The following is a 14,260-nucleotide window of genomic DNA, read 5'->3' on the forward strand; positions in this document are numbered from 1 at the left end:
AGACTTAGGATCTAGCGCTTTACGGCGTGGGGGTTCGACTCCCTTCATCCGCATTACAAAAAAAGAATCTACTGAGTAGATTCTTTTTTTGTGTTTAACTCATCAAACCTATTTAACCGACAGAGGGCATTATTTTGATATCGACCTTTCTCGGTGACTTCTTCTTCAAACCAGTCCGGTGCATCAAAATCATGTGCAGCTTCTAAGGATGGGAATTCCACCTCAGCCATGATGAGACCCTCAAGCCGATCTTTGAAGACATCCAGCTCAACGGTGTACTCACCATAAGGGACGAGGTATCTGGTCTTATGAATCAAATAATAATCCAACTTAGAAGACAGATGTTCAAATTCCAAAGCGGTTATGGAGATCTCGAATTCTTCCCGAGCAAGCAGTCCCTTACCCTTACACGTTAAGAAATAATCTTCATTGGATTTACGTATACGTATGACAGGACTGGTACTGATATAACCTTGAAGAATTTCTTTTTTGGGATAAGAGGCCAGTGGGCCGGGTGAAGATGACACAATGAATTTTCTTTCTATTTCCATTCTAAAAACCTCACTTTTATGATAAACTAGGGTTATGTAAAATGATATTAGGATTATCTTATATTATAAACCATAATCGAATAAAAAGTACATTGACTTATTGGATTATAACGGAGGTATTTTATGACGAAAATGGCAATATTTTTAGCGACCGGTTTTGAGGAGATTGAAGCGGTTAGTACCATAGATGTTTTAAGAAGAGGTGGCATGGTATTAGATTTAATATCTGTTTCCGGTAATTTAGATGTTACCGGTGCCCATGATATAACCGTAAAATGCGACCGCCTATTCTATGAGGTGGATTACTCAGAGTATGAAGTACTTATTTTACCAGGTGGTATGCCGGGTACGGAAAATCTCAGTAAACATGAGAGCTTAATGGCACTATTACCCGCTTTTTACTCATCAGGTAAAAAACTGGCAGCCATATGTGCGGCACCAAGTATACTTGGTGAACTTGGTTTACTGACAGGTAAGGAAGCTATAGCTTATCCCGGCAACGAAGTTCATCTCAAAGGCGCCAAAGTGAGTGAGAATGAAGTCGTAACAGATGGAAATATTATTACAGCTAAGGGTGCGGGGGTGGCCATGTCCTTTGGCTTAGAGATTCTTAAGTGGTATTTAGATGCGGATGAGGTCGTTGCACTTCAAAAAAAACTGATACTGACATAGTAGACAAAGAATCTGTAGCTTTAATGGTTATACAGATTCTTTTGAATTATGTACAGATTACTTCTTAATCAACAACGAAAAAGAGCCTCTTGGTCCGTAGAAGCAGATGGGTAAAAATCGTTTTCCACATGTTAAAATAGGTGTAGTAATCTAAATTCGACTGTGTTATAATGGTTTAATGGTTAAACTTGGGTCATTATGCCCAGATTCAAAAATGTAGCCTTAAGGCTGATTTGAAATAAATAGTCGGTTAAAGTGTTAAAAATAGGTTGCTTAAGATCAACCTACACATATAGATTTGACGCTTTAACCATAATTAAATAAGAATAGAAGTTAATCAAGGAGGAACAAATCAATGAACACAACAGTGGAAAAATTAGAAAACAGTATGGTGAAACTTGTAATCGAAGTAGATGCAAATGAGTTTGAGAAAAGTTTACAAGCAGCCTACTTGAAGAATAGAGGTAAGATTACTATTCAAGGCTTTAGAAAAGGCCGTGCACCTCGTAAACTAATTGAGAAGGTTTATGGTGCAAATGTATTTTATGAAGATGCTGCCAATGGTATTATTCCTAACGCTTACGATCAAGCGGTAGAAGAAACCGGACTTGAAGTCATGTCAAGACCTGAAGTAGATGTTGAGCAAATCGAATCAGGTCAAAACTTCATCTTTACTGCAAAAGTTGCTGTAAAGCCGGAAGTGACACTTGGGGAGTATAAGGGTCTTGAAGTTGAAAAAACAACTGTAGAAGTTACAGATGAAGACATTGAAGCTGAACTCAAAAGTGTTCTAGAGAAAAATTCAAGAATGGTTGGTGTTGTCGGTAGACCGGTAGAGATGGATGACCATGTTGTTATTGATTTTGAAGGTTTTGTAGATGGCACACCTTTTGCAGGTGGTAAGGCAGAGAACTTTAGTCTAGTAATCGGCTCAGGTTCATTTATTGATACTTTTGAAGAACAAATCATCGGAAAAAATATTGGTGAAACTTTTGAAGTTAATGTAACATTCCCAGAAGACTATCAGTCAGAAGCTTTAAGAGGCAAACCGGCAATGTTTACAGTAACCTTACATGAGATTAAGGCAAAAGAAATGCCGGTTCTTGATGATGAGTTTGCAAAGGATGTTTCTGAGTTTGATACGCTAGCGGAATATAAGGAAGATGTTGCAAAACACATTCTTGATAAAAAAGAAGCAGCAAGCAAACAAGAAAACCAGAGCAATCTGCTTAAAGCCATTATTGAGAAGGCGACAATGGATATGCCTGAACCTATGGTTGAGCTAGAAGCTGAAAATATGACCTATGAGTTTTCACAAAGACTTCAAACCCAAGGTATGAAAATTGAAGACTATTTTAGAGTGACAGGTCAAAATATGAATACACTAAAAGAGCAAATGAAAGGTCAAGCCATAGAAAAAATCAAGGTAAGATTAGTTCTTGAAGCCATAGCCAAAGCAGAAAACCTTGAAGTGAGCGATGAGGCTGTTGAAGCAGAACTGGTCACGATGGCAGAACAATACAACATGGACCTTGCAGTACTTAAAGAAACCATTGGTGAAGAAGAAAAAGAATCTATTCGTCAAGATATGTTGAATCAAAAGGCCCTTGACCTTGTCGTAGAAGCATCTAAAGAAGTGTAATAAGACAATTTAGATACAAGATTAGGCAATGCCAATTCCGACAAAGGAGGATGGTAATATGAGTTTAGTACCTTATGTAGTAGAACAAACAAGTCGAGGAGAACGTACTTACGATATCTTCTCAAGATTACTAAAAGACCGTATAATTTTTCTAGCTGAAGAAGTGAACAATACAACAGCTAGCTTGGTAGTGGCACAGATGTTGTTTCTAGAGGCCGAAGATCCGGACAAAGATATTCATCTTTACATCAACAGTCCGGGCGGTTCCATAACAGCAGGCATGGCAATTTATGACACCATGCAATTAATTAAGCCTGACGTATCAACCATATGCGTGGGTATGGCTGCAAGCATGGGTGCTTTCTTATTGGCCGGTGGTGCAAAAGGCAAGAGGTTTGTGTTGCCAAACGCAGAAGTCATGATTCATCAGCCACTAGGTGGCACTCAAGGGCAAGCAACGGACATAAAGATTCATGCAGAACGGATTATTGCTATGCGTGAAGCATTGAACAAAATCTTAAGTGAAAGAACAGGACAACCTCTTGAGATTATTGAAAGAGACACAGAAAGAGATAACTTTATGATAGCGGAGCAAGCAGTTGCTTATGGAATCGTTGATAAAGTCATCGAAAAGCGATAACTGAAAGTAGGTGGACAAATGGCTAATAAATTTGATGATAAGAAGCAACTTAGATGTTCTTTTTGTCATAAAACTCAAGATCAAGTAAGAAAACTAATTGCAGGACCTAATGTCTACATATGTGATGAATGTATAGAATTATGTGCAGATATTGTAGAAGAAGAGTTTCAGGATTTCAAAGAAGAGGTTGAGTTGGCCAATGTACCAAAGCCAATAGAAATCAAAACATTTCTTGACGGTTATGTTATCGGACAAGAAAAAGCTAAAAAGACTTTGGCGGTTGCGGTTTACAACCACTACAAAAGAATCCGTAGCAATAATGTTTCAGAAGATGTTGAGCTACAAAAAAGTAATATTCTAATGGTTGGCCCAACAGGATCCGGTAAAACTTTGTTGGCCCAGACATTGGCTCGAATGTTAAACGTACCTTTTGCCATTGCGGATGCAACCTCATTAACCGAAGCAGGCTACGTTGGAGAAGATGTAGAAAATATTCTATTGCGTCTGATTCAAGCAGCGGATTTTGACATTGAAAAAGCAGAGCAAGGCATTATATATATAGACGAGATTGACAAGATTGCACGTAAGTCTGAGAATCCATCTATTACGAGAGATGTTAGTGGAGAAGGCGTTCAACAGGCTTTACTAAAAATACTAGAAGGTACAGTGGCATCCGTACCCCCTCAAGGTGGTCGGAAGCATCCCCATCAAGAATTCATTCAAATCGATACAACAAATATTCTTTTTATATGTGCAGGAGCGTTTGATGGCCTAGAAAAGGTAATTGAACAAAGAGTCGGAACAAAATCTATGGGATTTGGAGCCGATATTGTAAGTAAGAAAGATGTTCAAGTTGGAGTTATACTTGAGAATCTATTGCCGCAAGATTTGTTGAAATTTGGTTTGATTCCGGAGTTTGTCGGACGTGTACCTGTAAGTGTTACCTTGTCAAACTTGACAGAAGAGGTATTGGTTCAGATTTTGACCCAACCGAAAAATGCTTTGGTCAAACAATATGTAAGCCTGTTTATGCTAGACGATGTTGAGTTAGAATTTGAAGAAGAGGCCTTGGTTGCCATTGCAGGATTAGCGGTTCAAAGAAAGACTGGTGCTCGTGGACTAAGAGCTATATTGGAAGAGTTGATGATGGAGATTATGTATGAGATCCCATCAGATGAAAAAATAGAAAAATGCATTATAACAAAGGAAACAGTAGAGAATAAAAGTTATCCTCAGGTTATAGTAAACGAGAATGTGGCAATGATTAAGAAAGACCAAGCCGTAATCAAACCAAGAAGTAAACGTAAAAGTGAAAACGAAACAGCATAATGAAAATATCTTAAGGGAGCTGTGGTTGAGCTCCCTTATTGCTTTTTGAACAAAAAGAGTTATAGGTTACCGTAAATAACCTAAATGAATCATCGAAGGGGGTTCGTATATGACTGAACATGCTATTTTATTGCCGGTTTTGCCTTTGAGAGGTATTAATCTTTTTCCCAATACAATCATGCATTTTGATGTAAAACGAGACAAATCAGTAAAAGCTTTAGATCAAGCCATGTTAGAAGGTCAGATGATTTTTTTGGTCGCCCAAAAGCAAGCCCACGTAGAAGAACCGGGAATTGTTGAAGATATGTATGAGGACGGGACCATTACAAAAATCAAGCAATTAATTAAATTACCCAATAAAATCGTTCGTGTCTTAGTAGAAGGCATCAGCCGTGGTCGAATCATTAATTTCTCAGACCAAAAATCATATTTGGAAGCCAATATTGAAATGATTGTGTCCATGGATGAATCTATAAGTATTGAAGAAGAAGAGGCTATGCGACGTATCGCTTATGAGTCTATTCATGACTATGAAAAAGTGAATCCTAATTTTTCCAAGGATACTTTAAACAATATACGTAAAATCAAACATATTGGTGAAATGACGGATAATATTGCTTTTAATTTAATGACATCCTTATCCAATAAACAAAGTATTTTGGGTGAAATAGAGGTTAAGTCCAGATTCAAGTTGGCTATTTCTATGCTAAACGCTGAAGTGGAAATCATGAAGCTGAAAAACAACATAAATAATCAGGTCAAACAAAAAATTGACCAGAATCAAAAAGAATATTTTTTAAGAGAACAATTAAAAATTATTCAAACAGAATTAGGTGATCAACAAGAAATTGAAGATGAAGTTATGGAATATATGGAGGCTGCGGACAATCTAAATGCCTCAGTGGAAATTAAGGATAGGTTGCATAAAGAGTTAAAAAGATTGAAGCGTATGTCAGCTTCATCTGCAGAAGGTTCTGTTATTCGAAGCTATATTGAATGTATCCTAGAGATGCCTTGGGGTGAAAAAACAGAAGAAAGTACGGACATTGAAAGCGCTAGAGGTATCTTGGATGAAGATCACTATGGTCTGGAAAAAGTCAAGGAAAGAATTATTGAACATTTAGCGGTTAGAAAAATAGCAAAAAAAACCGATAGCCCGATTATATGTCTAGTTGGACCGCCCGGAACTGGCAAGACTTCCATAGCAAAGTCAGTAGCAAGGGCACTTAACCGTCATTATGCCAGAATATCTCTGGGTGGTGTTAGAGATGAAGCGGATATTAGAGGACATAGGAAAACCTACATTGGTGCTATGCCGGGGCGTATAGTCAATGCCTTAAAACAGGCAAAAACTAGTAATCCTTTGATTTTACTGGACGAGATGGATAAAATGAGCTCTGATATGCGGGGCAACCCATCAGCAGCATTGCTTGAAGTCTTAGATGGTGAACAAAACGATAAGTTTAGAGATCATTATGTAGAGATGAATGTTGATTTATCCGATGTACTATTTATTGGTACGGCAAATAGCTTAAGAACCATACCGAGACCCTTAATGGATCGACTAGAGATTATTGAGGTACATAGCTATACTGTTAATGAAAAAGTACATATTGCAAAAGCTCACTTGATAAAAAAACAACTTGATAAGCATGGCTTGACAACAGGGCAACTAAAATTCAGTGATAAGGCACTTATAGAGATGATCAATAGCTATACAAAAGAAGCCGGTGTTCGAAACCTAGAGCGAAAAATCGGAGAAATATGTCGTAAAGTGGCTAAAGAAATTGTCATTGGTGAGAAGAAAAGGGTTCAAATCACGGAAAAGAATATTAAGAAGTATTTAGGCATTACCTTGTTTCATTATGATAAACGCTGTGATGAGCCGCAAATAGGCGTTGTTAGAGGTTTGGCTTGGACAGAAGTCGGCGGTGATACCCTGTCTATTGAAGTGAATGTCATGCCTGGTACAGGTAAGTTTGAGATTACAGGGCAGATTGGTAATGTCATGAAGGAATCTGCCAGAGCAGCCATTAGCTATGCAAGATCGATATCAGGCGATCATAATATTGATGAGGCATTTTATACTAACAAGGATATCCATATTCATATACCTCAAGGCGCTGTACCAAAAGATGGACCATCTGCAGGCATCACTTTAGCCACAGCTATTATATCTGCCTTGTCAGGCGTCAAGGTCCATAATAAGGTTGCAATGACCGGAGAAATCACATTAAGAGGGCGTGTATTACCTATTGGAGGTTTGAAAGAAAAATTGCTGGCAGCCAAAAGAGCAGGCATAGAAAAAGTATTGATACCGATTGATAACAAAAGGGATATAGAGAAAATCAGTGAAGAGATTCTGATGGGATTAACCATCGTATATGTCCGAAATATGGATGAGGTTTTAAAAGAAGCTTTAATTAAGGAGACAAAAGATGCAGGTAAATAATGTTAGATTAGAAGCGGTTGGTGTTAAGTTTGAACAATTCCCCGAAACGGATTATCCTGAAGTGGCATTTGCAGGTAGGTCTAATGTTGGTAAATCATCTCTCATTAATGCCCTGATTAATCGAAAATCATTAGCGCGCACCTCGGGACAGCCGGGAAAAACGCAAACCATTAATTTCTATAATGTAGAAGAACAGTTATATTTTGTGGATTTACCTGGATATGGTTATGCTAAAGTTGCAAGAGCGTCAAGAGAACAGTGGGGTAAAATGATTGAATATTACCTCAATAGAAGAGTGCCTCTTGGTATGATTATTTTGTTGGTGGACATTCGACATACGCCTAATGAAAACGATTGTATAATGATGGATTATATAAGGACAGCAGGCTTTGAACCGTTAGTCGTAGCAACCAAAGCGGACAAATTAAACAGGTCTCAAATCATCAAACATTTAAAAGTTATTAAGCAAGCATTGGCGTTACATAGCACCAATCAGATTATCCCTTTTTCGTCAATGACCAAGCAAGGTGCTGAAGCGATATGGGCGGAAATAGATCAATGGCTAGCGTTTGTTAGAGAACAAAATAGAGAAGAAGAACAGATTTAATCTGTTCTTCTTCTCTATTTTTCTCTAGGAAAGTCATATTCTAGCATTCAGCTTTAAAACATAGCTGAATGGTCAAGGTCTTTTCCTAGCGAACCGTTCAGAAACATGAGCAGGGCTCATAACGAAGCGAAGCTTCTTTGCTTGCTTATAAACATAATTTCTTATTCAAGAAGACTATATAAGAGCTGTTTATAGATTTCATGGCTTTTACTTTCCCAAGCATCACAGATTTTTAAAGCTTCCTCTTTTTTTGTTACCCTTAAATTAATCTCTATAAGATTCTTATTATCTTCTTTGGCAACACAATTAACATAAAAATCACCGTTTTTTTCAGGGATATAGTCAGCAACAACATCAAATTTAGACTTGATGTCATATTTATTTTTCTTGAGGTATATAATCATATCATCTTTGATGCTCTCAGGGATATGGTTCTTAAAGTACTCTAATGTCTCACAACCGGCATCGGTGATATCATAGAGCGTATGACTTGATATCTTGGAGGATTTTAGTAACCTAGCTTCAATCATCTGTCCGATATAAGTCTGAAGCGAAAAGTAATCTGTATAATCTAAAACCAATAAAAAATCAGAGAGTTGGGTATTAGATAGGGGTAACCCTGCTTTTTCAATTAGGAACAAGATCATAAGTTTGTTTAGACTTAGTTCATAATCGTTACCGGTCATGTTCAGGCCTTCTTTCATTGTTTTCTAATAACTTTCCTTGCCATAGTTCTCTATTTTTAAAACATTGATGAATTTTATTAAGAACGCCGCGTTTATTTAAACTCCATAAGGGGGCAATCAAATCTTCTTTTGGCGCATCACCGGTAATTCGGTGTACAACCATATTCGGATTTATATTTGCAATGGCGGTGACAATCAAGTTAGCATAACTATCTAGAGTTAATATTCTAAAAGGTTTTTCTTCATATAAACTGCCTAAATCCGTATTTCTAAGGACTTGTAGAAGTTGGAATTTTATGCCGTGGACTTGAGAACGATTGACATAAACAACACTTTCTAAAAATTCTGCATCTGTTTCTGTTGGAAGTCCGGCAATTAAGTGGACCACAACTTTTATATTAATAGCGTGTAGACTTTGGACGGCATAATCAAAAACTTCCAAAGGATAGCACCTTCTTATAAAACTTGAGGTTTTTTCGTGAATGCTTTGCAATCCTAGCTCTACCCATACGGGCTTTACTTGAACTAATTCCTTTAATAAGTTAAGAATGTCTTTTGACAAGCAATCCGGTCGCGTCGCAATGGAAAGACCTAAAATATCAGGTCGTTGGATGATGCTTCTATAAGTATTTCTCAAATAGTCTATCGGTCCATAGGTGTTGGTGAATGCTTGAAAATAGGCGATATAGTGTTGGCCTTCATACTTCTTTTGCAACAGGTCTTTGGCTATATCCAATTGTTTTTCAAGAGTTGAAGCTGAAGGTGTTGCAAAATCACCGGAACCTGAACTAGAGCAAAAAATACAACCTCGATGATCTAAAGTACCGTCTCTGTTTGGACAAGTTAAAGCAATGTTTAAAGCAATTTTGTATGTCTTTTGACCAAACAGCTGATTATAGAAACAGTTTAGGCTATAGTAGGGTTTCTGGTCAGGCCATATCATATGATACTCCTTTTTGCATTCTCTAGGAAAGTCTATGTTATATTAATGCGTTGAAGCCTCGCATTAACTATCAAAGAAGTCTTTCCTGCCGGAACAATTTGCTTCGCAAAACGAGGCGTAGCCTCTTTGTTATATGTCCCTATTTTAACAGATTTTAATACTAAAGTCATTCAAAAAGTGGCGATGGACAGTAAAATAACCACATTAAAGAATGTGGTTATTTTGATGAGGGGAGTATAAATAATTAATAAGGGGTTATATAGTGGGTACGAATCTCGTTCCAATAAGAAGGGAGAACAAAATTCAACCACGACCTAATTATAATATATGTATTTCTATAAAACAATACCTAAATTGAAAAAAATAAAAATATATTTTGGTGTTTATAGAATCTCTTCTATGGTTAGGTCAGTTGAAGTCATAAGATCGATAATTTCTTGATTAATTTGCACGATGGGCTTAGAGGGGGATGTGTTATGAATAAAAACAATCTTACCTTCACGCTGATCGGAAAGCTTTACATTTTCGCCTAAGTAGTTGTGGGCAATATTTTCAAGGAAGATGTACAAATACCGTGCATCTAAAAAGCCATAGGATTCCTGTTCAAACATCTGTATGACCTTAAAGGGTGAGAATTTCTTGTGATAAGTTCTATTAGAAGTCATAGCATCATAGGTATCTAATATGGCCAGTATTTTACCGAAGTCAGAGATGGAATCGCCTTTAAGGCTAAAGGGGTAACCACTACCATCGTTGCGTTCATGGTGCATAAGAACACCTTGTTTGATCCTTTCAGGAATCTTCTGATCTTTTAGAAGGTTATAACCCAATAGAGCATGTTGCCTGACAACTGCAAATTCGTCTTCATTAAGGCGACCCGGTTTATTTAAGATGGCTTGATCAATCTGGGTTTTGCCAATATCATGAACCAAACCGGCTAAAGTTAAATCTTCAATCTCATCAGAAGGCATTTTGAGCCAATGACCAAATATATTGCATAGCATAGAAACATTCAGTGAATGGACATAAGTGTGACCGATATTAGACCTTAAATGGTTCATATAATTAAAAAGCTCACTTTTGAGCCTTAAAGAACTCATAAGGGTTTCGGTGCTTTTGATTAATCTTTCAGGGTTTATACTTTTGCCATCACTGATGGCTAAGAGTTCGTTTTTAACAGATGATTCCTCTTGTACAAAAGTCTCTTTAAAATTCTGATAATTCACAGTTTTGGGTTCATATGCAACATTAGAATATTGGTCAAAAGTAGGATGCTCAGTGCTATAAGCCTGACGTTCTTGTTTGGTAAGTTTCTCGGCTGCATCAAGGGCAGGGCTAAATTCTTTAATAACAACACTTAGAATTTGATAAAGATTCATGCGAAATATATGCTTCTCAGTAATGGATGTATCCTTAGGGATTAAAAGCATACCATTTGGGGCAATAACATTTTCCGCTAATTCCATATGTATCTTTATTTGGTTCAAACTAATACGTCTGCGTGTATATTCGGTCATCGAGACTCCTTTGGCAAATAGGTCTTGCCTAAGTGGAATTTGATTGTTTAATGTAACGTGTTGGGGGACGGGTTGTGGCGAGGCATAGCCTCTATATTAATTATACCAAACTATGGTAAAAAAGGGAACTGACATCATGAGATATAGATTTTGTAAGTAGATCACGTATTTTACTATAGAAAACTGTACTAAGATTTTAACTGAATTGTTATTGAAAAAACATATAAAACACTGGGCAAGTATGTTAGAATAAATCGATACTTGAACTATAGAATGGTTAAAACATGCGACTTAGTTTTGACCATTTGATCATATGAGGATTAATGAATTAAGACGAAGAAGAGGGTAAGAAATGATGAAAAAAAAGCAAATTATGAGAGGTGCTATGTCTTTTTTATTGGCAGGTGCCCTAACAATACAACCTTTAACGATGGTGGTTAAAGCAAATGATACAACCTACTATGAAAAAATAACACAAAAGCAGGTGACCAGTGGGCTTATATACGAAACCAAAGCCAAGCTTACCAGTCGAGGCTGGGTGGATATTCATGTATTAAAAATGGATCTAAATAACCCTTATGTGGATTTGGATATTTTAAGGTCACCAAATGTTTTCGGTGAAAAACGCACAGTTTCTTCGATGGTCAACCAATCTGCAAAAACTGTTGCAGGGATTAATGCATCTTTTTTTAATATGAAAGACAACCCTTCGGATATCATTGGTCCCGAATATAAAGATGGTTATGTTGTGCTTCAAGATCTCTATAACCATTATGACAAAGGCGTAGCTTCCTTGATTCAAACAGAAGCATCTATCTTCTTAGATTTTTTTAGTGGTGATATTCGTCTTAGGAACTCATCAGGACTTGAGATGGATCTATATGGCATCAACAAAATCAATATACAAGTAAAACCGGTAATTTTTGATCAAAAAGCAGTTAAAACTACAGCTGAAAGTTTACGCATCAATAACTCTTATAAGATGGTAGTGGTAGATGGTGTGATTGTTGATCATAAGATGCCAATGGAAAATGTGGCCATACCGGATAATGGCTATATAATTTCCATGTATAAAGGCTTATATGAAATCTATTTTGAAACCTTTAAAATCGGTGAACAAGTAACATTAAGTATTGCCAACAGTATGGCCGATAACTCGATTAAGATGATTTTAAGTGGCGGTGGTAAGATTATTGAAAACGGCACCATTGTAGAAAAAGGAACAATTTTAACGAAAAACACCAATGCTCCAAGAACCGCGGTAGGTATTACTCAAAACAAGGACTACTTAATTGCTATGGTGGTAGACGGTCGAGGACAAAGTATTGGAACTACCCACGGGGAATTAGGAAAATACATGTTGGAATATGGCGCCTATAATGCTATTCATTACGACGGTGGGGGTTCTTCGAGTATGGTGTCAAGACCACTGGGTACTTTTACTTCAAACCTTGTGAGCAAACCATCGGATGGTGCTGAGCGTAAAGTGGTAAATGCTTTAGGCTTTGTAACGACAGCACCTGAAGGTCAACTAGAAAATATTGTTCTGGTACCTAATAAAAACAGGACAATGATTAATCAGCCTATTACCTTCACAGTCTTGGGTTATGATGAATACTACAATCCGATTGCTATAGATAACAATAACGTGAGTTTTACAGTAGATGGCCTACGTGGTAATTGGAAGGGTATGACCTATGTGCCAACCATTGCTGGTAAAGGGACGGTTTTTGTTCATTATAACGGAAAAACGGCATCTACAACCATCAATACCATAGACGGTTATATCGGTCTCGCCCTTGGACACAAGGTGCTTCAGATACCTCAAAACGGTACAGGACAATTTAGTCTTCTTGCGACAGACCGAGACGGTTATAAAACCGCTATTGATATTAAGCAAGCGACCTACAAAGTGGAAAACCCTAGTCTTGGTCAATTTGTAGGCGGTGTATTTAAAGCAGGTCAAAACGTGGGTAGGACAAAGGTAACCATCGGCCTAGATGGTATTGAAGTGACAGGTTACATTATTGTTGGCGAACAAAAGGCGTTGGTAACAGACTTTGAGAATTTTATACCAACAACCATGGTTTATCCTGAAACGGCAGTAGGAAAGAGTACACTTGACAACGCCCAAATTGTAGAAACTTCACAAAAGACCTCTGTTAAGCTGGATTATAGCTTTAAAAAAGCAGAAATGACCCAAGCTGTTTACACGGTATTTGAAAACAATCCTATTATTATTCCGTCTAAGGTCAATGGTCTATCCCTTCAGTTATATGGTGACAACAGTGGTCTCATGTTTAGAGGTAAGATAGTAGATAGTAAGAACGTATCTCACCTTATTACCTTTACCAATGCCATTGATTTTAAAGGTTGGAAGAAGCTGACAGCAGCCATACCGGCAGAAGTATCTTATCCAATTACAATAGAAAGACTCTATGTTGCTAGTGTCAACGCCAAAGCTGACATTCAAGGGAGTGTTTACTTTGACATGCTTGAAAAAAGCATACCTTTTGAAACGAGTTATTTGGAAGGCTATGATGTCAATAGCCTAAAAGATCCTTTACAAGAGGACATTGCCGTAGATGGAAAATTTAACATTTCTATTTTTGGAGCCACAAGTGGCCGTAACACCTTGTTGGATGAAGTTGTGATGACAAAAGCCTATGAGTTTATGAATCAAAGCGACCTGGCCATCTATTCAGGTTATTCAAATGTGGATGCAAGTAAGTTAAAGGGTAAGACGGAGATCTGGCAAGATCAGTTCAAAGTCAGTAATCATCCGGAAGTGAAGATAATTCACTTATCTACTTCTAAGAACTCCTTGTATAAAACAGACACAGCTCAGATTAAAAAACTAGAAGCAGAGCTTTCAAATACGAATCAAAAGCATATTATCTTAATTGGGAATAACAGCCCGGTCAAAACCGGTAACTTCACAGATAAAAGAGAAGCCGGATTAATTCATAGTATGCTTAGAGACTATAAGGAAAAGACAGGCAAGAATGTTTTCTATATCAATGCCAACGGCTATACTTTCGGCATTAACTATCTTGAAGGAATTCGGTATGTAGATATGAATGGATTGTGGTATAATGCACAAGGGAGATCCTTAAACATTAACAACCAGTTTTATGTGTTGAATTTTTATATGGATCAAAATGAGTTGCAGTATAAGATTGAGAACCTGTATACTGCAGTCAGCACCGAATAAAACCGAT

The 14,260-nt window shown here is 37.3% G+C and carries 11 protein-coding genes; 7 read left to right on the forward strand and 4 right to left on the reverse strand.

Going from position 1 to position 14,260, the window contains the following annotated elements:
• Positions 1–68: 68 nt before the first annotated feature.
• Entirely contained in the window at positions 69–551 is a 483-nt protein-coding gene (locus tag AC6F8J_RS13635; RefSeq protein ID WP_500724087.1) for a CYTH domain-containing protein, read from the reverse strand.
• A 123-nt stretch (positions 552–674) separates the two neighbouring features.
• On the opposite strand from AC6F8J_RS13635, the gene AC6F8J_RS13640 reads away from it, so the two are divergent.
• The 6 genes from AC6F8J_RS13640 to yihA all read left to right on the forward strand — a co-directional run bounded on the left by AC6F8J_RS13640 (position 675) and on the right by yihA (position 7,893).
• Positions 675–1,223 (forward strand): DJ-1 family glyoxalase III, encoded by a 549-nt coding sequence (locus tag AC6F8J_RS13640; protein ID WP_500724088.1) that lies wholly within the window; start codon positions 675–677, stop codon positions 1,221–1,223.
• Between the two features lie 355 nt (positions 1,224–1,578).
• A complete protein-coding gene (gene tig, locus AC6F8J_RS13645) occupies positions 1,579–2,865 on the forward strand; it encodes a trigger factor (protein WP_500724090.1) in 1,287 nt (428 codons plus the stop codon).
• 58 nt (positions 2,866–2,923) lie between these two features.
• A complete protein-coding gene (gene clpP, locus AC6F8J_RS13650) occupies positions 2,924–3,505 on the forward strand; it encodes an ATP-dependent Clp endopeptidase proteolytic subunit ClpP (RefSeq protein ID WP_500724092.1) in 582 nt (193 codons plus the stop codon).
• Positions 3,506–3,523: 18 nt separating this feature from the next.
• Entirely contained in the window at positions 3,524–4,834 is a 1,311-nt protein-coding gene (clpX, locus tag AC6F8J_RS13655; protein WP_500724094.1) for an ATP-dependent Clp protease ATP-binding subunit ClpX, read from the forward strand.
• 109 nt (positions 4,835–4,943) lie between these two features.
• The gene (gene lon / locus AC6F8J_RS13660) at positions 4,944–7,286 is read left to right on the forward strand and encodes an endopeptidase La (protein ID WP_500724096.1); all 2,343 of its coding nucleotides are present in this window, start codon (positions 4,944–4,946) and stop codon (positions 7,284–7,286) included.
• Entirely contained in the window at positions 7,273–7,893 is a 621-nt protein-coding gene (gene yihA, locus AC6F8J_RS13665; protein ID WP_500724098.1) for a ribosome biogenesis GTP-binding protein YihA/YsxC, read from the forward strand. Before lon ends, yihA begins: the two co-directional genes overlap by 14 nt.
• A 161-nt stretch (positions 7,894–8,054) precedes the next feature.
• Here the strand turns inward: yihA and AC6F8J_RS13670 are convergent, their stop codons facing one another.
• The 3 genes from AC6F8J_RS13670 to AC6F8J_RS13680 all read right to left on the reverse strand — a co-directional run bounded on the left by AC6F8J_RS13670 (position 8,055) and on the right by AC6F8J_RS13680 (position 11,039).
• Complete coding sequence (locus AC6F8J_RS13670) at positions 8,055–8,579, reverse strand: DUF4364 family protein (RefSeq protein WP_500724100.1); 525 nt, start codon at positions 8,577–8,579, stop codon at positions 8,055–8,057.
• Positions 8,569–9,522 carry a tRNA modification radical SAM protein MnmL/YtqA gene (gene mnmL, locus AC6F8J_RS13675; RefSeq protein WP_500724102.1) on the reverse strand — a complete coding sequence of 318 codons (954 nt, stop codon included), beginning with the start codon at positions 9,520–9,522 and terminating at the stop codon, positions 8,569–8,571. Before mnmL ends, AC6F8J_RS13670 begins: the two co-directional genes overlap by 11 nt.
• Positions 9,523–9,905: 383 nt before the next feature.
• Positions 9,906–11,039: an HD domain-containing phosphohydrolase gene (locus tag AC6F8J_RS13680; protein WP_500724104.1), complete on the reverse strand. Its 1,134-nt coding sequence runs from the start codon at positions 11,037–11,039 to the stop codon at positions 9,906–9,908.
• 352 nt (positions 11,040–11,391) lie between these two features.
• On the opposite strand from AC6F8J_RS13680, the gene AC6F8J_RS13685 reads away from it, so the two are divergent.
• The gene (locus tag AC6F8J_RS13685) at positions 11,392–14,253 is read left to right on the forward strand and encodes a phosphodiester glycosidase family protein (RefSeq protein WP_500724106.1); all 2,862 of its coding nucleotides are present in this window, start codon (positions 11,392–11,394) and stop codon (positions 14,251–14,253) included.
• Positions 14,254–14,260 lie beyond the last annotated feature (7 nt).

This window comes from Petrocella sp. (assembly GCF_059865615.1).

Coding starts and splice junctions, on each gene's coding strand:
- clpX (WP_500724094.1), top strand. CDS start 3,524: ATGGCTAATAAATTTGATGATAAGAAGCAACTTAGATGTTCTTTTTGT.
- lon (WP_500724096.1), top strand. CDS start 4,944: ATGACTGAACATGCTATTTTATTGCCGGTTTTGCCTTTGAGAGGTATT.
- mnmL (WP_500724102.1), bottom strand. CDS start 9,522: ATGATATGGCCTGACCAGAAACCCTACTATAGCCTAAACTGTTTCTAT.
- yihA (WP_500724098.1), top strand. CDS start 7,273: ATGCAGGTAAATAATGTTAGATTAGAAGCGGTTGGTGTTAAGTTTGAA.
- AC6F8J_RS13640 (WP_500724088.1), top strand. CDS start 675: ATGACGAAAATGGCAATATTTTTAGCGACCGGTTTTGAGGAGATTGAA.
- AC6F8J_RS13680 (WP_500724104.1), bottom strand. CDS start 11,039: ATGACCGAATATACACGCAGACGTATTAGTTTGAACCAAATAAAGATA.
- AC6F8J_RS13685 (WP_500724106.1), top strand. CDS start 11,392: ATGATGAAAAAAAAGCAAATTATGAGAGGTGCTATGTCTTTTTTATTG.
- tig (WP_500724090.1), top strand. CDS start 1,579: ATGAACACAACAGTGGAAAAATTAGAAAACAGTATGGTGAAACTTGTA.
- AC6F8J_RS13670 (WP_500724100.1), bottom strand. CDS start 8,579: ATGACCGGTAACGATTATGAACTAAGTCTAAACAAACTTATGATCTTG.
- clpP (WP_500724092.1), top strand. CDS start 2,924: ATGAGTTTAGTACCTTATGTAGTAGAACAAACAAGTCGAGGAGAACGT.
- AC6F8J_RS13635 (WP_500724087.1), bottom strand. CDS start 551: ATGGAAATAGAAAGAAAATTCATTGTGTCATCTTCACCCGGCCCACTG.